Origin of the sequence: Micromonospora sp. NPDC007220, from assembly GCF_040634035.1 — a bacterium.
GTDB classification, from domain to species: Bacteria; Actinomycetota; Actinomycetes; order Mycobacteriales; family Micromonosporaceae; genus Micromonospora; species Micromonospora reichwaldensis.
This window is the reverse complement of sequence record NZ_JBEYEU010000001.1, coordinates 373,060-392,237: the sequence shown is the minus strand read 5'-3', so window position 1 is coordinate 392,237 and position 19,178 is coordinate 373,060. Positions and strand designations below refer to the sequence as shown.

The following is a 19,178-nucleotide window of genomic DNA, read 5'->3' as shown; positions in this document are numbered from 1 at the left end:
CTCACCCGCCCTGCCCTGACGGTCGGTTCCCCGTCGCGGGCCGACGGTCGTGCCGCAGGGCCCACAGCCGGCTCGTCTCGAACTGGTATCCGCAGGCGAGCAGCAGGTCGACACCACCGCCCTCGGCGATCGCGTGGGCCGAACGGATGCCCGAGCGGTCCATCTCGGCGGCGAGCATCGCGACCAACCGGCGCCCGATGCCGAGCCGTCGACAGGCCTCGGCGACGAGAACCCCGTCGAGCACGATCTCCCGCTCGTCGCTCGGGTCGTCGCCGTCGATCAGGTGCGGGCTGCGCTCGTGTGCCCGCAGCTCACCGACCAGCCCGCCGCCCGGCAGCTCGGCCACGAATCGCCACGACGTCGCCGGCAGGCCGCCGCCCGTCACCCGCCGCAGCCGTACCGTCCGCCGAACCTCCTCGGCCCGTCGGCGCAGATCCCGGTATCGACGATTCCGCTGGTACGTGGCCGGCGGTACCGGTAACGGCCAGAGTGCCGGCGGCAGGTTGTACCAGTTCGCCCACCAGGCGCCCGGCCAGTCCTTCGGCTCCTTGACCTCCCAGGCGTCGAGGTGCGCCGGGTAGCGCCGCCCTGCTCCGTCCCGCAGCGGGTCATGCGGCACCGCCGGCAGCGACAGATCGGCAGCTCCGGAGGTTACGGCCGCTCCGGCGGTGCCAGCGGTACCGGCGGTTACGGCGGTTGCGGCGGCTCCGGCGGCTCCGGCGGCTCCGGCGGCTCCGGCGGTGCCGCTTACACGGATCGACACTTCCCCACCGGCGGCCCGGACGAGCCGCTCCACCGTGCGAAATCGTGGATCGGCGGCCCGGCCCGACTCGATCCGGGCCAGGGTCGCCTGGGGCACTCCGGACCGCTGGGCCAGTTCGCGCTGGCTCAGGTCCGCTCGGCGTCGTAGGGCCCGCAGGGCTGCGCCAAGGTCGACGGCTTCCGTCAGCTCTGTCACGAGAACATGTTTCCCGGCTTGGCGCGACGTCCTCAACATCCACCCGCCACCTGTGGACAAACCTGTGGACAACGTCGACCATCAACGGATCGACCATCGCACGGCTCGGCGACCGGCCAGGACAGCCCGGCCAGGATGGCCCAGCAGGGACGGCCCGGCCAGGGACGAGGACCCTGCTCCGACGCTGTCGAGCTGAATCGTCTACGACATCAGGAGCCGCCTGCCGCCCGTGCCACGCGACGGGTGCCCCTGGGTCCCGTCACACCCGAGGTGCACAGCCACGCGCCGCGGGCGAGTGGGCGGGGATGAATCGTCTACGACATCAGCTCGAAAGGGGCTACCGGACGAGGTCTGCCGGCAACGCGGCACACGCGCTCCCGTCCGCCGGGCACACAGGCTCGCGGAGCGTGCGTTCCGTCCGGGCGGAGGGACGGGCGGCGGGGCGGGCGGCGGGGCGGGCGGAACCCACCTGGCAAGGTGGCCGTCGGCTCGGCGCCGGTGGGCCCAGGTCACACCGAACCTGCCACGGTCGGGCGACCCACCCGGGGCGGGGATACGGTGAGGGCGTGGCGCTCTCGCTGGCTTTCTCGCCCTGCCCCAACGACACGTTCGTCTTCCACGCCCTGGTGCACGGTCTCGTGCCCGGCGCACCGCCGGTCGACGTCACGTACGCCGACGTGGACGTCACCAACACGGCCGCCGAACGGGGTGCGTTCGACCTGGTCAAGGTGAGCTACGCGGCGCTGCCGTGGCTGCTGGACGACTACCACCTGCTGCCCTGCGGGGGCGCACTTGGCCGCGGCTGCGGCCCGCTGGTGCTGACCCGTGGCGACCAGCCCGACCGGCCCGACGGCCCCGGGCGCGCCGACCTGAGCGGCGCCACGGTGGCGGTGCCGGGCGACCGGACGACGGCGTACCTGCTCTTCCGGCTCTGGGCGGCCGACCGGCCCCCGGCGCGGATCGAGGTCGTGCCGTTCCACGAGATCATGCCGGGCGTCGCCGCCGGCCGGTACGACGCCGGGCTGGTCATCCACGAGGCCCGGTTCACCTACCCACGGCACGGCCTGACCGCCCTGGTCGACCTCGGCGAGTGGTGGGAGGCCGACACCGGCCTGCCCATCCCACTCGGGGCCATCCTGGCCCGGCGCGGCGCGGTCGACCCGGAGGCCGCAGCCGGGTGGATCCGCGAGTCGGTACGCCAGGCCTGGGCCGATCCGGCCGCCAGCCGGGAGTACGTGCTGACCCACGCCCAGGAGATGGAGCCCGACGTGGTGGACCGGCACATCGGGCTCTACGTCAACGAGTTCACCGCCGACCTGGGGGACGCGGGGTTCGCCGCCGTCGAGGCGTTGCTCGGCCGGGCCGCCGACGCCGGGCTGGTGCCTCAGACCTCCAGCTCGTTGGCGACCGCGTGGACCAGCTGAGCGATCTTCTGCGCCGTCTTGCGGTCGGGGAAGCGACCCCGGCGCAGGTCCGGCTGGACCTTCGCCTCCAGCACCTTGATCATGTCCTCGACCAGGCCGTGCAGCTCCTCGGCCGGCCGGCGACGCAACTCCGCCATCGACGGCGGGGCGTCGAGCAGCTTGACCCCCATCGCCTGCGCGCCCCGGCGGCTGTCCACCACGCTGAAGTCGATCCGCTGACCGCCCTTGAGGTCGGTGACACCCGTCGGTAGCGCGCCCTTGGGCAGGAACACGTCGCCACCCTCGTCACTGGTGACAAACCCGTATCCCTTGGCCGCGTCAAACCACTTCACTCGACCCGTCGGCACCTGAGAACCCCTGCTTCGCTTGAGCTTGAGACGTCTACCGCTCCAAGGCTAGCCGGATCATGCCGTCCAGCGCCGCCGGGAATCCGGTGAGATCATCCAGCACCACCGCCGCCCCGGCCGCGCGCAGCTCGTCGGCGGCACACGGGCCCGTGGCGACCCCGATGCCGGGTACGCCCGCCGCCCCCGCCGCCACCATGTCGGCCACGTGGTCGCCGACGTAGTGGGTCGCGCCGTGCTGCCGCAGGGCGGTCGCCTTCCCCTCCGCGAACAGGTCGCCGGCCACCTCGTCGACCACCAGGCCCAGGTGGTCGAGGTGCAGCCGGGCCAGGCGGCCGTGCTTGGCGGTGACCACCAGCACCCGCCCGCCGCGTTTGCGTACCGCGTCGATCGCGGCGACCGCCCCGGGCAGCGGGACGGTGGGTGTGATCGCGTACGCCGGGTACAGCTCGCGGTACGTCCGGACGGCCTCGTCGACCTGCTCCGGCGGGAACCAGCGGGCGATCTCCGTACGCAGCGGCGGGCCGAGCCGCGCCACGGCGGCCGCCGCGTCCACGTGCACCCCCGTGCGGGCCGTCAACGCCCGGAACGTGTCGGCGATGCCGGGACGCGAGTCGACCAGGGTCATGTCGAGGTCGAAGCCGACCGTCAGCGCTGCCATGCGGGAGAACGTACCCGCCCAACCCCGGGTCAGCCGGACGTCCGAGGGGCGGGAGGACCCTCTGCCGGGCTAGCGTGGAACGACGATGACCACCTCACTCGCCGACCACCTGCGGTCACTTCCCGACGAGTCGCTCGCCGCCCTCCTCCAGTTGCGGCCGGACCTCGTCGTACCCGTGCCGGCCGACGTCTCCGCGCTCGCCACCCGGGCCCAGTCGCGGGTCTCGGTGGCCCGCGCCCTCGACGCGCTGGACCAGTTCACCCTGCTGATGCTCGACGCCGCCCGGCTGACCCGGGACGCGGCCGAGCAGACCACCTCCACCGACGCGGTGCTCGCCATGGCGACCGCCGGGCCGCAGCCGCCCGCCCCCACCACCGTCCGCGCCGCCGTGGACCGGCTGCGCGCGCTCTTCGTGCTGTACGGCCCCGAGAGTGCCCTGCGCGTGGTGGCGAGCGTCGACGAGGTCTCCCCGTACCCGGCGGGCCTGGGTCGACCGGCGGCGGAGCTCGGCCCGCGGGCGGCGGCGCTCTGCGCGGACCCGGCGAAGCTGCGACGGACGCTGCTGGCCGCGCCGCCCTCAGCCCGGGCGATCCTGGACCGGCTGGCCGCGGGGCCGCCGGTCGGCAGCGTGCCGGCGGGCGCGTTGCAGGCGCCCCCGCTCGGTGCGGAGGCCGACCTGCCCCCGGACCCGACGAACGGCGGCGTGCCGACCGGCTCGCCGGTGCGCTGGCTCGTCGACCACCACCTGCTGGTGCCGGTCTCCGGCGGCCGGGCCGGCGCCACGGGCACCGTCGAACTGCCCCGGGAGGTGGGCCTGCTGCTGCGCCGCGACAGCGGCCCGCTCGGCCCGCTGCGCAGCAGCCCGCCGCCCGTGGCCACGGCGCCGCGCGAGCCGAAGGCCGCCGACTCCGCCGGGGCCGGGCAGACCATGGAGGTGGTACGCCACACCGAGGCGCTGCTGGAGCAGCTCGCCGCCGAACCGGCGCCGGTGCTGCGCTCGGGCGGCCTGGGCGTCCGCGACCTGCGCCGGCTCGCCAGGGCCGTCGGGGTGGACGAGTCGACGGCGGCCCTGCTGCTGGAGGCGGCGTACGCGGGCGGGCTGGCCGGCGAGGTCGACCTGCCCGGGGCCACCACCACCCGGCACGGCGCCGACCAGCAGGTCCTGCCCACCGCCGGGTACGAGGTGTGGCGGGCGGGGACGCTCGCGCAGCGCTGGGAGCAGCTCGCCCGGGCCTGGCTGACCATGACCCGGCAGGCCGGGCTGGTCGGGCAGCGCGACGACCGGGACCGGCCGATCACGGTGCTCTCCGCCGAGGCGGAACGGGCCGGCGCGCCGGCCGCCCGACGGGCCGTGCTGGACGTCCTCGCCGACCTGGAGCCGGCCACCGGGCCCACCCCCGGGGAGGTGCTGGCCCTGCTCGACTGGCGGGCGCCGCGGCGCAGCCGGGGGCGGGAGGCCGCGCACCGGGAGGTGCTGGTGGAGGCGGCCACGCTGGGCGTGACGGGGCTGGGGGCGCTCACCTCGTACGGGCGGCTGCTGCTCGCCGACGTGACCGCCGCCGACGAGCGGGGCGGCGACGACCCGCTCGGGCTGCGGGCGGACACCGAGAGCGGCGACCCGACCAGCACCGTACGCGCGCTGGACGCGCTGCTGCCCGCCCCGGTGGACCACTTTCTCGTGCAGGCGGACCTGACCGTCGTGGTTCCCGGCCCGCCCGACCCGGCGCTGGCCGCCGAGTTGGAGGTGGTGGCGGAGCACGAGTCGGCCGGCGGGGCCAGCGTGCACCGGGTCACCCCGGCCAGCGTGCGCCGGGCCCTGGACGCCGGCTACTCGGCCGACGACCTGCACGCCCTGTTCCGCCGGCGGTCCCGCACCCCCGTCCCGCAGGGGCTGACGTACCTGGTGGACGACGTGGCCCGCAAGCACGGCGGGCTGCGCGTCGGCTCCGCCGGGGCGTACGTGCGGAGCGACGACGAGGCGCTGCTGACGGAGGTGCTCGCCGACCGGCGGCTGGAGCCGCTGGCGTTGCGCCGGCTGGCGCCGACGGTGCTGTCGACGCCGTACCAGGTGGGTCGGATGCTGATGGTGCTGCGCGACGCCGGGTACGCCCCGGTGCCGGAGGACGCGAGCGGGTCGGCGGTGCTCGCCCGCCCGAAGACCCGGCGGGCCCCGGCCCGGGTGCCGGTGACGACCCGGACGGTCGACCCGCTGACCACATCGAAGCTGGCCATGCCCCGCCTGCTCGGCGTGGTGGAGCAGATCCGGCGGGGCGACGCCGCGGCTCGGGCCGCGCGACGGGCGCCGGCCATGGTCCGGGGCGGGGTCGGGCGCACCGGTCCGGCGCCGGTGTCCTCCCACAGCGACGCCCTCGCGGTGCTTCAGCAGGCGATCCGGGACCGGGCGCGGGTCTGGGTCGGGTACGTCGACGCGCACGGGGCGAGCGCGTCCCGGCTCGTCCGGCCGGTCTCGATGGGCGCGGGCTACCTGCGCGCCGAGGACGACCGGACGGAGATGCTGCACACGTTCGCCCTGCACCGGATCACGGCGGCGGTACTGGAGGACTGAGCGGGTCGGGTCAGCGCCGGCTGCGGCGTACGGTCCCGACGACGGAGACGATCAGCAGCAGCGTGAACCCGGCGCCGGCCGACTCGCCGACCGAGTCGACGAAGCCCTGTTCGAGCACCAGCCAGCCGAAGAGGAACCAGCCGACGAGCACCACCGCCGCCACCCCGTACGCGACGACGGTGGCGGTGGAGACCTCCTCGACGGGCGACCGGTCGGGCGCGGGACTGTGCTCCGGTATCACTTCACGGTCGACCGTCATCTCCAGCCTCCCCGTCCGGTTCGACGCCTGGCATCCAGCGTGACACCGCCGTGGCGGGAGTGACAGGGGATAAAACCCGGATCGGACGAGTTGTGCGACCTCGGGGTGGCGCGGGCGGCCGGGCGGCTCAGGTGCCGGGGCGCCGGCCCACCAGCACCACCTTGCTGCCGACCTTGCCCAGCTTCCAGTAGCGGATGGCGTCGCCGGGCAGCAGGTTGACGCAGCCGTGCGACCCGATCGACTTCTCGTGCAGGTAGGTCGTGGTCTGGTGGAAGCCCATGCCCTGGGTGAAGTGCTGCCAGTACGGCAGCCACACCTCATACGGGTCGGACCACTCCTTGACGTTGCGGTAGTTGATCGTGAACGTGCCGGCGGGAGTGCGGTAGCCGGGCATGCCCGTGCGGGTGACGGTCGGCGGCACGAGCACCTTGCCGTTGCGCATGACCCAGGTGGTCTGCCGGGTCAGGTCGATGCAGAAGGTGGTGCCCGAGCCGGCCCGGCAGCGCGCCGTGTCGGTGGTGGCGAGCCGCTTCGCCACGTCGTGGGTGGTCGGCCCGGCGCGACCGTGGGCGGGGCGGATGTCGTACCGCTTCTGGAACTTCCTGATGGCGGCGCAGTCGGCGGCGGACTGCCGGCCGTCGACGGTTACCCGCCCGAACCCGCCCAGCCGGGCGAGGTACGCCTCCACCTCGCGCTGGTGCTCGCCCTGCGGGCAGCCGGCGACGGACGGCGACGCGGTGGGCTTCGTCGCGGGGCGCGTCGGCTCCGCCGTGGGGCGCGTCGGTTGCGGTGTGCTCCGCGTCGGCTTGACCTTGGGCTTCGGCGGCGCCGTGGTCGGCTGCGCCCGCTGGTCCGGCCCGGGCGTACCGCTCGCCCCCGTTACCCGCTCCGCAGCCCCGGCCGCGACGGGTCCCCCGCCCCCACCGCCACCGGCCTGCGGATCGAACGTGCACGCACCGGCACCGACCAGCGTGACCACTGCCAGGGCGACCAGCCGGCTGCTGATCCGGACGTGTTTCATGCTGCCTCCCTGACAGGTGTTCCCTTTGCTAGACGTTGCGAGTACCGCTCCGGTTGCTCCAGGTGACCAGATTTTTCTGCGGTCACCCGGCTGCGTGCAACACTGGTGGGTCGGCCTGGGCGGGTCAGTCGCCTCCCGGACAGCCGGCGACCCGAGGTGGAGGAGAGGCACTGGCGTGAGCGGTGGACCCCTGATCGTGCAGTCGGACAAGACCCTGCTGCTGGAGATCGACCACCCGGATGCGCAGGCGTGCCGGATGGCCATCGCGCCCTTCGCCGAGTTGGAGCGCTCCCCGGAGCACGTGCACACCTACCGGCTGACCCCGCTCGGGCTGTGGAACGCGCGCGCCGCCGGCCACGACGCCGAGGGCGTGGTGGACTCCCTGATCAAGTACTCCCGCTACCCGGTGCCGCACGGGCTGCTGGTCGACGTGGCCGAGACGATGGACCGGTACGGCCGCCTCCAGCTCGCCAACGACCCGGCGCACGGCCTCGTCCTGCGGGCGCTGGACCGGCTGGTGCTGATCGAGGTGGCGAAGAGCAAGAAGCTCGCCGGGATGCTCGGCGCGAAGCTCGACGACGACACGATCGCGGTGCACCCGTCCGAGCGGGGCCGGCTCAAGCAGGCGCTGCTCAAGCTGGGCTGGCCGGCCGAGGACCTGGCCGGCTACGTCGACGGCGAGGCGCACCCGATCGAGCTGGCCGAGGCCGGCAAGGACGGCCGCAAGCCGTGGACGCTGCGGTCGTACCAGCGGGAGGCCGTGGAGGCGTTCTGGGCCGGCGGGTCGGGCGTCGTGGTGCTGCCGTGCGGCGCCGGCAAGACGCTGGTCGGGGCGGCGGCGATGGCCGAGGCCAAGGCGACCACCCTGATCCTCGTCACGAACACGGTGGCGGGCCGGCAGTGGAAGCGCGAGCTGATCGCGCGCACGTCGCTGACCGAGGAGGAGATCGGCGAGTACTCGGGCGAGCGCAAGGAGATCCGCCCGGTCACCATCGCCACGTACCAGGTGCTCACCTCGCGCAAGAAGGGCACGTTCACCCACCTGGACCTGTTCGGGGCCCGCGACTGGGGCCTGGTCGTCTACGACGAGGTGCACCTGCTGCCCGCGCCGATCTTCCGCTTCACCGCGGACCTCCAGGCCCGCCGCCGGCTGGGCCTCACGGCGACGCTGGTACGCGAGGACGGCCGGGAGGGCGACGTGTTCAGCCTGATCGGCCCGAAGCGGTACGACGCGCCGTGGAAGGACATCGAGTCGCAGGGCTGGATCGCCCCGGCCGAGTGCACCGAGGTACGCGTGACGCTCACCGACGCGGAGCGCATGTCGTACGCGACGGCGGAGGCCGAGGAGCGCTACCGGATGGCGGCCACCGCCCGCACCAAGCTGCCCGTGGTGAAGGCGCTGGTCGACCGGCACCCGGACGACCAGGTGCTCGTCATCGGCGGCTACATCGACCAGCTCCACCAGCTCGGCGAATACCTGGACGCGCCGATCGTGCAGGGCTCCACGACGAACAAGGAACGCGAGCGGCTCTTCGACGCGTTCCGCTCCGGAGAGGTGCGCACGCTGGTCATCTCGAAGGTCGGCAACTTCTCCATCGACCTGCCCGAGGCGGCGGTGGCGATCCAGGTCTCCGGCACGTTCGGCTCCCGGCAGGAGGAGGCGCAGCGGCTCGGCCGGGTGCTGCGGCCCAAGGCCGACGGTCGCCAGGCGCACTTCTACACGGTCGTCTCCCGCGACACCATCGACACCGAGTACGCGGCCCACCGGCAGCGCTTCCTGGCCGAGCAGGGGTACGCGTACACGATCGTCGACGCCGACGACGTCCTCGGCCCGAAGCTGCCCACGGTCGACTGACCTCGGGGCGTTCCCGATGTCCCTCGCGCTCGCTGTAGAGCTGATGTCGTAGACGACTCAGCCGTAGGTGCCTCCGGCCGGACCTAGTCGTCGTGTACTGGCCGGAGGTGCTCCGACTGTGGGTCGTAGCAGACAAGTCCATGCCTGTCGGCCAGTCGGGCGGCCTCAGCCGACAGCTTCCCAGCCAGCCCGTCAGGCATGGTCAGGTAGATCATCGGGCCGGAGGCGTCGTCAAGCAGCGACCCCCAGCCGGAGGATCTGCCTTCGGTCATGACGGCCCAACGCTCAGCCAGCGCTTCGGCATAGGCAAGGATGCTCGGCGTCGGAACGCGCTCCTCACCCTCCATGTACTCCTCATAGAGCCTTTCGTAGACAACGCCACCCTCTCCGTCGTCGCCAGGCTGCACGCCCTCCCACACCGCCAGGTCGTAACTCATTTCGGCAGTCTGTCAGCCACGCAGCAGGAGGCGGCGAAGGCCAACCTCGACCTCAGGCGGCTCGGAGCTTGCGGAGGACGTACTGGTTGAGGCTCATCCCGTCCTCGGCGGCCTGGATGGCGAGTTCCCGGTGCAGGCTCTCTCCGACACGCAGGTTGACCTTGCCTGAATAGCTGCGCTCGGCGAACGGCTGCGGCACCGGTTCGGCCCGAGCGACACGCTCAGGGCCGGGTGGACTCCGCGACGAAAACGCCGCGCCCCGGACGACCAATCAGCACACCCTGCTCCCGCAGCGTTGCCACTGCGCGATGGATCGTCGAGACCGACACGTCGTAGTGATCGGCCAGTTGCTGGGTGGACGGAATCTTTGTCCCGGGCTGAAACTCGCCCACCTCGATCCGCCTCAGCAGATCCTTGATCAACTCACCCATCGTCGGGGGAATCGGCACGTGAAGGCCCCTTGCAGTCGGTTGGCCCTCCCAGTATCGAGCAACAGGTGAAAGAGCGGCAATAACTGATGCAGGAGAAGCAGGTTTGCGCAGCAGCTAGATTCGACAGGTAAGAGAGCGTTGACAGAGGTGATAGGTATCGGTAGCGTCACTGTCGGTGATGCGGTGCTGCTGCGGTCGGTTGGCGCCTCTCGTACCGGTCTCGCATCGCCCACGAGACCCCGCTCCCCGCGCTCCCCCGGCGCGGCCCTGTCGCCGTACCGCCGATCGAGGCTGCGGCGGCAGGGCGGGGCGGCCTCCGTCGCCCGCAACCGGCGGAGGCCGCCCCTCCACTTCGACATGAACCACCGAAGGCACGAACCGACGAAGGGCGGTCACCCGTGCGCAACCTGATCCGTCGGCTGGACCGGTGACCGACCGCTGGGTGATCCACCTGCCGGTCACGGCGCCCGATCTGCTCCGGGCCCGGATCCTCGCCCGGACCGCCGCCCGCGTGCTGGCTCAGCTCAGCGCCCGCGTCGAGCCCGGCGTGGGGTCACCGTCTCGGCTGAGGACCAGCAGGGGGTACGACACTGGGTCTTCTGTGACCGGCCACTGCCCGGCGGCGCGCGGTGTGCGCTGCCCACCGATCACCTCTCGCCCTGCACGAGGCGGGTCCGGCCGGGCGTCTGACGGCGCCGCCGTCACGACGTCGGCGGCGGGTCAAGGGTTGCGTCGAACTGGGCGCGGGCCTGGAAGACGCGGTCCATGTGCGTCTCCGCCCACGTCTTGATCGCGACCATCACCGGGAACAGGTCGTGGCCGAGCGGGGTGAGCGCGTAATCGACGCGGACCGGCACCGACGCGGTCACGGTACGGGTGAGCAGACCGTCGCGTTCCAGCTTGCGCAGGGTCTGGGTGAGCATCTTCTGGCTGACGCCGGCGATGCGGCGGGCAAGTTCGCTGTGCCGCTGCGGGCCACTGGCGAGCGCCGAGATGACCAGCGCCGCCCACTTGTCGGCGAGGGTGCTCAGCAGCTCCCGGGTCGGGCAGCCCGCCAGAAACGCGTTGTAGTCGCGCCTGGCCTGCTCCCGTCGTTGTCCGGCGGTCGTCGTCGCCATGTTGCCACCCCTCCGGCGCCCTAGGCACTAACAGGTACCTACTTACTCGCGGTTCCCAACGATACCTACGGTATTGGCGAACATGACATCGAGTGGAGGCATGACGATGCGCGCAGTCAGCTATGCACAGTTCGGAGGTCCGGAGGTCCTGCACGTCGCGGCGGACGTGCCGGTGCCGGTGCCCGGGCCGGGGCAGGTGCGGGTACGGGTCGCCGCGTCCGCCGTACACCCGGTCGACCTCATGATCCGCGACGGTCGGTTCCCGGCACCGCTGCCGAGCGGGCTGCCGTACGTGCCCGGCTGGGACGTGGCGGGCACCGTCGACGCCGTGGGTACGTCCGTCGGAAACCTCGCCGTGGGTGACGAGGTCGTCGGTTTCTCGCACTGGCTGCGCACCACGGTCGGCGCCCACGCGGAGTACGTGGCGCTCGATGCCGCGTCGCTGACCGCCGCGCCGGCCGGTGTTCCCGCCATCGAGGCCGCGACCCTGCCGACCAACGGTCTCGCCGCCGCCCAGGCCCTCGACCTGCTTTCGCTCCCGGCGGGCTCATCCGTGCTCGTCACCGGCGCCGCGGGGCAGGTCGGCGGGTTCGCCCTCGCGCTCGCGCGGGTCGCCGGCCTGCACGCCACGGGAGTCGCGGCCCCCGGCGACCGCGAGTTCGTCGAGTCGCAGGGCGCGGCGTTCGTCCCGCGCTCGGACGGCCCGCTCGCGGTGGCGGCGGGGAGCTTCGACGCGGTCGTCGACCTGGCACTGATCGGCCCGTCGCTGTTGGACCTGGTCAGGGACGGCGGCGGCTACGTGGCCGCGTCACCCCCGCTGCGCCCGGAACCGGTGCGGGGGATCCGGACGCTCGCCTTGGAGGTGGAGCCGGACGGCACCCGGCTGGGCGAGCTGGTGAAGCTGGTGGAGAGCGGCGACATCCCGCTGCGCGTCGACGGTGTGTACTCCTTCGCGGACGCGGCGGCGGCGCACGACAGGCGGGCCCAGGGCGGCGTACGAGGCGGAGTGGTGCTGGTGCCCTGATCCGCCGCCACGGACACGGCGGAGGGGCCGACGGGCCGCCAGTAGCAGCCCGTCGACCTCTCCGGGGCTGATCTATCAGCCGGCGCCGCCGGCTCGGAAGGCGACCCAGGCGTCGCTCATCCGGTCCGCCTGACCCGGCGTGAACATGTTCATGCAGGAGTCCTGCGTGTAGTCCATGAAGTTGTGGATCGGGTCCAGCCCGGGTGCGGTGCAGGTGTCCGCGCCCACCGGGCAGTTGAACTGCGGCGCCGCCTCGCGCGGGGTGTCCGCGACGAAGTCGCCGGCGGCGGAGCAGCCGTGCGCGAAGGTGTGCTCCAGCATCAGCCAGTGCCCGACCTCGTGCGTCAGCGTGTCACCGAGGGCGTACTTGCCGGCCGTGCCGCCCGGCATCGACTCGTCGAGCATGACCACGCCGTCGATGTAGTCGCGGCCGTTGTTGTAGCCCTTCGGGAAGTACGCCCAGCCGAGCAGGCCGCCGCCGATGTTGGCCGCGTACACGTTGAGGGTCTCGGAGTCGCCGGTGTACAGCGCCTTCTTCATGTCGCGCTCGTTCTTGCCCGGCACGACGGTGTACCAGTTGCTGTTCACCGTCCACGTCGTGTCGACGAGGTCGAACCGGAACGGCGTGTCGGAGGCGTTGGCGGCGGTACGGCCCGCGAACGAGTCGTTGAGCACCTTCACCTGCGCCGCGATCAGGGTGTTCCACCGGGTCGTCTCGGCCGCGCTGAGCGGGTGGTCGGAGATCATGTGGAAGACCGTCGGCACGGTGACGCTGCCGTTGGCCAGGCGCGGGGCGTCCTTGATGACGCCGTAGGCCTTCGCCTCGTTCTTGGAGTACAGCTCCGGCTCCTTGGCCGTGGCGCCCTCGGCGAGCCGGGCCGCGCCGTGCCCGTGGGCGTCCGGCTCGCACTCGGCCGCGCCCGGGGAGACGGGCAAGGGCGCCGCCGACACCGCGCCGTAGGCGCCGCCGGACGCCAGGAGCGTCGCGGCGGTGGCGGTGAGGACCGCGAGTCGGAAGATGGGTCTCCTGTGCATCGGTGCACCTTTCAGGAGGATGGAGGCGGTGCGAAGTCGACGCGGGGTTGTCATGACCAGGTCGATGACGTCGTCTCCCCGGTATGAGACCACGTCGATCGCCCATGCAACAGACCTGCGGAAAGAGCCTGTTTTCCCTGTAACGCCAGGGGGCCGGGGAGCGCTGATCGAAGGCGCGCGGGGCGTTCCGCGGCCCGCGCCACGCCTGTTCGGGGCGTACCGGCGAGGCTCGTTTCGTCCTTTCGGACGGCTACCGTCGGCGGACCCGGTAGTAGAGGTGGGTGACCCGGTCGCCCTCGACGACCGTCGGGTTCGACAGCTCGACGGGGGCGTCGCGGACGTGGTCGAAGAACGGCACGCCGTCGCCGAGCAGGACCGGCACCAGGTTGACCCGGATCTCGTCGAGCAGCCCGGCCGCCAGGCACTGGCGGGCGATGCTGCCCCCGTTCACCGCCACCCAGCGGTCGCCGGCCAGCTCCCTGGCCTGCGCGACGGCGGCCTCCACGCCCTCGGTGACGAAGGTGAACGGCGCGCCCGGCCGGGGCCAGCCGTCCGGCACGTGGTGGGTGACGACCACGACGGGCTTGTCCATGGGGTGCCGGCCGTCCCAGGCGTCCACGAGGTCGAACAGCCGTCGGCCGACGACCAGGGCGCCGGTGTCGTCCAGGGTGTGCCGCAGGTGCCCGGCGCTCGCCTGCGAGGTGCGGAACGTCATCTCCGGCTTGGCGGTTGCGGTGGCGACGTCGCCGTTGCCGTACCACTGGAAGAGGTGGTCGAAGCCGCTCTCGCCCGGGCCGGCGATGTAGCCGTCCAGCGACATGCTCGCCTCGGTGTAGATCCCGGCCATCTACAGCACCCGGGTGATCTGCTCGGCGGCGATCCGGGCGTCGAGCCGGGCCGGGTCCAGGTTGGCGCAGAGCACCACCGACGCGCCGACGGCCAGTGGCGCCAGCAGCCAGTAGACGGGTTGCTCGTGCTCGGCGACGTCGACCAGCAGGCGGTCGCCGGCCCGCAGGTCGAGCCGTTCCGCCACGGCCAGCGCGACGCTGCCCCACTCGCGGTAGCTCGTGCCGTCGGGGCTGGCCGCGTCGGTGCTGGTCAGCGGGGCGGACGCGGGCAGCGCGTCGGTGTGCCGGCCGACCTCGGTGAGCCAGTCCAGGTAGCCCAGGGGCCGCTCCCCACGCGGCGCGGCGCCGAGGGAGAGCACGTAGCGGTGCCGCGCCTCGGGCACGTCCTCCAGCCAGTCGTCCAGCCGCTGCGCGCTGACGAAGAGCGCGTCGTACGGCCGGTCGGCGCCCGGTTCGAGCGACGGCAGGCCGGCGGTCGCCCGGGGGCGGAACGACACCGCCACCCCGGCCGACCAGGCGCCCAGCAGCACGGCGGCGGTCTGCCAGTGCGCCGGGAGCATCACCGCCGCCCGGTCGCCGACACCGAGCCCGCAGCCGTCGCGCAGCAACCCGGCGGCCCGCGCCGCCCAGCCGCCCAGCTCCGTCGCGGTCAGGTCGACCCGCTCGCCGGTCGCGTCGTCGAGGTAGGTCAGCAGGGGCCGGTCCACCTCCGCCGTCCGGCCACCGGCCAGCGGCTCCCGAACGAGGGCATCGGTCATGTTCATCTCGCACTCCTCGGCAGGCTGCGGCCACCCTACTCAACGGGCGACGGGCCGACGGGGCACCGACGCGCCGGTCCCGGCACCCGCGCCGACACCGCGGGGGCACCGCACAGGCACTGGCACCGCACCGTGCGTGACACTCCCGGGTGCGGTGGGTCGGGCAGGCAGCGCCGCCGCACCGGCACGGGCATTGACCGGCGTTGCCACACTCGTGACGCGGACACCTCCGCCGAGGCCCAGGGAGGCTGCGTCATGCAGACAGACGGACGTGTGCCCCGGACCCGGCGGGGCGGGACGCTACGGGGCGCCGTGGCGCTGGCGGTACTGCTCGCCGGGGCGGCGCTGGCCCGGCCGGTGCCCGCCGTGGCGGACCCGCTGCCGGACCCCAACCCCACGGTGACCGCCACGGTCTGGGCGCACGCCCCGACCACGACCGAATACCGCATCACCGGCGGCTACAGCGCCCACTCCGGCGACGGAGACGTCGTGGTGCGGCGGACCGGCACCGGGGCGTACACGTTGATGCTGGAGGGGGCGGCGACCAGCGGCGGGGTGGCGCACGCGGTGGCGTACGGGGGCGGGCCGGTCCTCTGCACGGTGGCGAGCTGGTACCGCAGCCCGATCGGCGCCCCCGACCTGCTGATCCAGGTGCGCTGCTTCGCCGCGACCGGCAGCCCGGCGGACAGCCGCTTCGTGGCCACCTTCACCAACGTCCGGCAGGTCGGTCAGGGCCGGCTGGCGTGGTTCGTCACCGACCAGGCGCAGCCGACCGGCGTACGCACGCTGCCCGCCGCCTACCGGTACGACTCGACCGGCGGCACGGTCTCCTACGAGCGCCTCGACAAGGGCCGGTACCGCTTCCTGATGAACCCGAACCCGCCCAGCGAGGGCGGGGCGATCTTCCCGATGGCGCACGTGACCGCGCTGGGCGGCACCGCCGTGCACTGCCAGCTCGATCCGCCGGACGGGTGGGTGGTCCACTGTGCGAACGCCGCCGGAAACCCGGTGGACGCCCGCTTCGTGGTCACGTACGGCTCCCGGGTGGACCTGTTGGGCCGGGCGTTCGGGCCGCGCTTCGCCAGCGGCGTGTTCCACGGCGAGAACGTCAGCGGCACCTGGATCGGCGGCGAGAGCTACAACTCGACGATCCCGGGCTTCGGCGGCGTGACGGGCACGGTGCTCGGCACCGGCCGCTACCAGGCGCGCTTCGCCGGCACGGCCACCGGTTACGGCACCGCCTTCGTGAACTCGTTCGTGACCAGTCTCCAACGTCCGCCGCGCGGCTACTGCGTACTGGCCGGGTGGTCCCCGTCCGGGGCCGACACCGTCGTCTCGGTCAACTGCTACACCTGGCTGGGCGTGCCGGCCAACCTGAACGCGCGGATCTCGTACACCACCTGGCCGGCCGCCTGACGCCGCTGCCCGGCCGGCCCGCTCCCGCCGGCCGGGTTCTGTCAGGGGGCGGGCAGTTCGGGGCCGCCGTCGAGTAGCGGGGCCAGCAGGTCGCCCTGCTTCTCCACCCGCTTCAGCACCTCCCCCGCCGTGTACGGCTTCGTCGCCGGCCTCTTCCCTGCCGCGCCCGCCTCGACCTCGTCCCAGGTCAGCGGGGTGGAGACGGACGGCACGGACTGCGCCCGCAGCGAGTACGGCGACACGGTCGTCTTGGCGGCGTTGTTCTGGCTCCAGTCGATGAAGACCTTGCCCGGCCGCAGGTTCTTGGCCATTTTCGACACGACCAGCTTCGGGTGCGCCCGCTCCAGCTCCTGCGCGATCCGCTTGGCGTAGTCGGACACGTGGTCGGAGGACTGGCTGCCGGCGATCGGGCAGCAGAGCTGCATGCCCTTCTTCCCCGACGTCTTGGGATACGAGGAGATGCCGTCGTCGGCGAGCCGGTCGCGCATCAGCAGCGCCACCTGGCAGCACTGGCGCAGCGCCGCCGGCGGCCCGGGATCGAGGTCGACGACCATCATGTCGGGGTGCTCGCCGACCTTCCACTGCGGCGTGTGCAGCTCCAGCGCGGCGAGGTTGGCCAGCCAGACGAGGGTGGGCAGGTCGTCGGCGACCACGTAGTCGATGGTGTCCCGGCCCTTGCTGGACCCGGGCGCGGGCAGCGTCTCGGTGCGTACCCAGCCGGGGGTGGCGGCCGGGACGTTCTTCTCGAAGAAGGAGCCGCCGGTGACCCCGTTGGGGAAGCGGATCCGGGTGAGCGCCCGGTCGGCCAGGTGCGGCAGGAGCACCGGGGCGATCCGGGTGTAGTAGTCGATCACCTCGCCCTTGGTGAACCCGGCCTCGGGATAGAGCACCTTGTCCAGGTTGGAAAGCTCCAGCGCGCGTCCCTCGACGTCCACCTTGAACCGTTCAGCCGGCATCGTCGACCTCCTCGGCGGGTTTGTCCGGCCGCAGCCGGAGCACCCGGGGGAACCGCAGTCGCCCGTCCGGGGTGCGCTGGCCGTATTTGACCTCCACCACGACCAGGGGTGTTACCCAGATCGCGCCCCGGGCATCCTCGCGCGGCACGTCCCCCGCGAACGGCGACGCGCCGGCGCGCAGCGGCTCCAGCTCGCGGAGCAGCTCCCGCTCGATGGCCGCGCCGATGCCGCCACCGACGCGCCCCCGATAGGTGAGCCGCCCGTCCGGGCGCGGCACCCCGACCAGCAGGCCGCCGATCCGGCGCGCCCCGGGCCGCCAGCCGCCGACCACGAAGTCGCCGGTGACCTCCAGCTTGACCTTCACCCAGTCCGGCGAGCGCACGCCCGGCCGGTAGACCGAGTCGACCCGCTTGGCCATCACCCCCTCCAGGCCGTGCTCGCCGGCCGCCTCGTAGGTGGCCGGGCCGTCGCCGAAGAGGGGAGACACCGCCCACCGGGCACCGCCGAGCCCCAGGCCGTCCAGGGCCTCCCGCCGGCGGGCGTACGACCGGCCGGTCAGGTCCTCGCCGTCGAGCCGGAGCAGGTCGAAGATCATGTACGTCACCGGGGCGACCGCCGCCAGCCGGGCGGCCTTGTTCCGGTCGCGCACGTGCATCCGCTCCGCCAGGGCCGTGAACGAGGGCTGGCCGGTCTCGCCGAGCAGCACCACCTCGCCGTCGAGCAGCGCGTCGCCCGCCTGCTCGTGCAGGGTGGCCAGCTCGGGGTACGCGACGGTGATCTCCACGCCGCTGCGGGCGTACAGGTGCTGCCGGCCGCCGGAGATGTCGGCGAGCGCGCGGACGCCGTCCCACTTGAACTCGTACGCCCAGCCGGCACCCGCCGGGAGCTGCCCGGTCATCGCGAGCATCGGCTTGAGCGGCGCGCCGGGCACGTCCCGACTGTACTTGCGCACCGAAGCGCTCGCGTGGCCTTCGATCATTTGCGATCCTGGGCTGTACCGGCGAGAGGAGCACGGGGATGCGGGCCATCTGGAAGGGAGCCGTCTCGTTCGGGCTCGTCTCCATCGGGGTCAAGCTCTACTCGGCCACCGAGGAGAAGGACATCCGCTTCCACCAGGTGCACCGGGAGGACGGCGGGCGCATCCGCTACAAGCGCACCTGCCAGGTCTGCGGCGAGGAGGTCACCTACGACGACATCGCCAAGGGCTACGACATCGGCGGCGGCGAGATGGTGATCCTCACCGACGAGGACTTCGCCGAGCTGCCACTGTCCAGCTCGCGCGCGATCGACGTGCTGGAGTTCGTCCCCGCCGAGCAGGTCGACCCGATCCTCTACAACAAGGCGTACTTCCTGGAGCCGGAGGGCACCGCCACCAAGCCGTACGTGCTGCTGCGCGACGCGCTCGCCGACTCGGAGCGGGTGGCGATCGTCAAGGTGGCGTTGCGCCAGCGGGAGCAGCTCGCCACGCTGCGGGTCCGCGAGGGCGTGCTGCTGCTCAACACGATGCTCTGGCCGGACGAGATCCGGAAGCCCGACTTCGGCTTCCTCGACGAGGACCTGAAGGTCCGCCCGCCGGAGCTGGCGATGGCCAGCTCGCTGATCGACTCGATGGCCGGCGAGTTCGAGCCGGACGCCTTCACCGACGACTACCGGGCGGCCCTGCAGGAGGTCATCGACGCCAAGGTGGAGGGTCGCGAGGTGGTCCAGCCGGAGGAGGTCGAGGAGGCCCCGGCCGCGGCGGTGGACCTGATGGCGGCGCTGAAGGCGTCCGTCGAGCGCGCCCGGTCCGCCCGGGGCGAGGCGCCGGCCGGCGGCGGCGGGGAGCCGACCCCGATCTCGGCCGCCCGCTCGGCGCAGAAGAAGGCCGCCGAGAAGAAGGCGGCGAAGGCGCCGGCCAGGAAGACCGCCGAGAAGAAGGCCGCGCCGAAGAAGGCCGCCGCCAAGAAGGCCGCCCCGAAGAAGGCCGCCGAGGGCGAGAAGAAGCCCGCCGCCAAGAAGGCCGCCGCGAAGAAGGCGGCCCGCAAGACGGCCTGACCCCTGGTCGTACGCGTACCGCCGCCCGCCCGG

The 19,178-nt window shown here is 73.1% G+C and carries 20 protein-coding genes and 2 pseudogenes; 7 read left to right on the top strand and 15 right to left on the bottom strand.

The window, feature by feature from the left end; all coding sequences use genetic code 11:
• Position 1: 1 nt before the first annotated feature.
• Both ABZ573_RS01975 and ABZ573_RS01970 read right to left on the bottom strand, forming a co-directional pair.
• Positions 2-619, bottom strand: a complete 618-nt coding sequence (locus tag ABZ573_RS01975; RefSeq protein WP_358116090.1) for a GNAT family N-acetyltransferase — start codon at positions 617-619, stop codon at positions 2-4.
• Between the two features lie 210 nt (positions 620-829).
• Positions 830-997: pseudogene (locus ABZ573_RS01970) on the bottom strand (helix-turn-helix domain-containing protein); the annotation flags it as partial.
• A 527-nt stretch (positions 998-1,524) separates the two neighbouring features.
• On the opposite strand from ABZ573_RS01970, the gene ABZ573_RS01965 reads away from it, so the two are divergent.
• Positions 1,525-2,382, top strand: coding sequence for a 1,4-dihydroxy-6-naphthoate synthase (locus ABZ573_RS01965; protein ID WP_358114756.1), 858 nt, complete (start codon positions 1,525-1,527; stop codon positions 2,380-2,382).
• Here the strand turns inward: ABZ573_RS01965 and ABZ573_RS01960 are convergent.
• Positions 2,343-2,729, bottom strand: coding sequence for a cold shock domain-containing protein (locus tag ABZ573_RS01960; RefSeq protein WP_132231948.1), 387 nt, complete (start codon positions 2,727-2,729; stop codon positions 2,343-2,345). The genes ABZ573_RS01965 and ABZ573_RS01960 overlap by 40 nt on opposite strands.
• Positions 2,730-2,763: 34 nt before the next feature.
• The gene (locus ABZ573_RS01955; RefSeq protein WP_358114752.1) at positions 2,764-3,387 is read right to left on the bottom strand and encodes an HAD family hydrolase; all 624 of its coding nucleotides are present in this window, start codon (positions 3,385-3,387) and stop codon (positions 2,764-2,766) included.
• 85 nt (positions 3,388-3,472) lie between these two features.
• Between ABZ573_RS01955 and ABZ573_RS01950 the strand changes: the two genes are divergently transcribed.
• On the top strand, positions 3,473-5,953 hold the full coding sequence (locus ABZ573_RS01950; RefSeq protein WP_358114749.1) for a helicase-associated domain-containing protein: 2,481 nt from the start codon (positions 3,473-3,475) through the stop codon (positions 5,951-5,953).
• 10 nt (positions 5,954-5,963) lie between these two features.
• On the opposite strand, the gene ABZ573_RS01945 is transcribed toward ABZ573_RS01950, so the two are convergent.
• Together ABZ573_RS01945 and ABZ573_RS01940 are read right to left on the bottom strand one after the other, a co-directional pair.
• Entirely contained in the window at positions 5,964-6,212 is a 249-nt protein-coding gene (locus ABZ573_RS01945; RefSeq protein WP_151457787.1) for a hypothetical protein, read from the bottom strand.
• Between the two features lie 127 nt (positions 6,213-6,339).
• Positions 6,340-7,233 (bottom strand): L,D-transpeptidase family protein, encoded by an 894-nt coding sequence (locus ABZ573_RS01940; protein WP_358114745.1) that lies wholly within the window; start codon positions 7,231-7,233, stop codon positions 6,340-6,342.
• A gap of 175 nt (positions 7,234-7,408) precedes the next feature.
• On the opposite strand from ABZ573_RS01940, the gene ABZ573_RS01935 reads away from it, so the two are divergent.
• Positions 7,409-9,088 (top strand): DNA repair helicase XPB, encoded by a 1,680-nt coding sequence (locus ABZ573_RS01935; protein ID WP_121397005.1) that lies wholly within the window; start codon positions 7,409-7,411, stop codon positions 9,086-9,088.
• Between the two features lie 83 nt (positions 9,089-9,171).
• Here the strand turns inward: ABZ573_RS01935 and ABZ573_RS01930 are convergent, their stop codons facing one another.
• From ABZ573_RS01930 to ABZ573_RS01920, 3 genes are read right to left on the bottom strand one after another with little or no spacing between them, the layout of a single operon-like run.
• Entirely contained in the window at positions 9,172-9,525 is a 354-nt protein-coding gene (locus ABZ573_RS01930) for a hypothetical protein (protein ID WP_358114741.1), read from the bottom strand.
• Positions 9,526-9,577: 52 nt separating this feature from the next.
• Positions 9,578-9,724, bottom strand: coding sequence for a toxin-antitoxin system HicB family antitoxin (locus ABZ573_RS01925; RefSeq protein ID WP_358114738.1), 147 nt, complete (start codon positions 9,722-9,724; stop codon positions 9,578-9,580).
• Between the two features lie 22 nt (positions 9,725-9,746).
• Positions 9,747-9,974, bottom strand: coding sequence for a winged helix-turn-helix domain-containing protein (locus ABZ573_RS01920; protein ID WP_358114735.1), 228 nt, complete (start codon positions 9,972-9,974; stop codon positions 9,747-9,749).
• Positions 9,975-10,383: 409 nt separating this feature from the next.
• Between ABZ573_RS01920 and ABZ573_RS01915 the strand changes: the two are divergent.
• A pseudogene (locus ABZ573_RS01915) lies at positions 10,384-10,646 on the top strand (hypothetical protein).
• Positions 10,647-10,657: 11 nt separating this feature from the next.
• Here the strand turns inward: ABZ573_RS01915 and ABZ573_RS01910 are convergent.
• On the bottom strand, positions 10,658-11,074 hold the full coding sequence (locus ABZ573_RS01910) for a helix-turn-helix domain-containing protein (protein ID WP_151456861.1): 417 nt from the start codon (positions 11,072-11,074) through the stop codon (positions 10,658-10,660).
• Positions 11,075-11,174: 100 nt separating this feature from the next.
• On the opposite strand from ABZ573_RS01910, the gene ABZ573_RS01905 reads away from it, so the two are divergent.
• Complete coding sequence (locus tag ABZ573_RS01905) at positions 11,175-12,098, top strand: NADP-dependent oxidoreductase (protein ID WP_358114732.1); 924 nt, start codon at positions 11,175-11,177, stop codon at positions 12,096-12,098.
• Between the two features lie 75 nt (positions 12,099-12,173).
• Here ABZ573_RS01905 and ABZ573_RS01900 read toward each other — a convergent pair whose 3' ends face one another.
• The 3 genes from ABZ573_RS01900 to ABZ573_RS01890 form a co-directional block, all read right to left on the bottom strand.
• The gene (locus ABZ573_RS01900; RefSeq protein ID WP_151456862.1) at positions 12,174-13,133 is read right to left on the bottom strand and encodes a zinc metalloprotease; all 960 of its coding nucleotides are present in this window, start codon (positions 13,131-13,133) and stop codon (positions 12,174-12,176) included.
• Positions 13,134-13,383: 250 nt separating this feature from the next.
• Positions 13,384-13,980, bottom strand: coding sequence for a dihydrofolate reductase family protein (locus ABZ573_RS01895; protein ID WP_358114729.1), 597 nt, complete (start codon positions 13,978-13,980; stop codon positions 13,384-13,386).
• Positions 13,981-14,739 (bottom strand): TIGR03089 family protein, encoded by a 759-nt coding sequence (locus tag ABZ573_RS01890; RefSeq protein WP_358116087.1) that lies wholly within the window; start codon positions 14,737-14,739, stop codon positions 13,981-13,983.
• A gap of 255 nt (positions 14,740-14,994) precedes the next feature.
• Here ABZ573_RS01890 and ABZ573_RS01885 point away from each other — a divergent pair, with 255 nt between their 5' ends.
• Positions 14,995-16,155 (top strand): hypothetical protein, encoded by a 1,161-nt coding sequence (locus ABZ573_RS01885; protein ID WP_358114726.1) that lies wholly within the window; start codon positions 14,995-14,997, stop codon positions 16,153-16,155.
• A gap of 41 nt (positions 16,156-16,196) precedes the next feature.
• On the opposite strand, the gene ligD (ABZ573_RS01880) is transcribed toward ABZ573_RS01885, so the two are convergent.
• Both ligD (ABZ573_RS01880) and ligD (ABZ573_RS01875) read right to left on the bottom strand, forming a co-directional pair.
• A complete protein-coding gene (ligD, locus tag ABZ573_RS01880; RefSeq protein WP_151457491.1) occupies positions 16,197-17,111 on the bottom strand; it encodes a non-homologous end-joining DNA ligase in 915 nt (304 codons plus the stop codon).
• Entirely contained in the window at positions 17,101-18,042 is a 942-nt protein-coding gene (ligD, locus tag ABZ573_RS01875; RefSeq protein WP_151457492.1) for a non-homologous end-joining DNA ligase, read from the bottom strand. Before ligD (ABZ573_RS01875) ends, ligD (ABZ573_RS01880) begins: the two co-directional genes overlap by 11 nt.
• Before the next feature lie 86 nt (positions 18,043-18,128).
• Here ligD (ABZ573_RS01875) and ABZ573_RS01870 point away from each other — a divergent pair, with 86 nt between their 5' ends.
• A complete protein-coding gene (locus ABZ573_RS01870) occupies positions 18,129-19,145 on the top strand; it encodes a Ku protein (protein WP_151457490.1) in 1,017 nt (338 codons plus the stop codon).
• Positions 19,146-19,178: the final 33 nt, after the last annotated feature.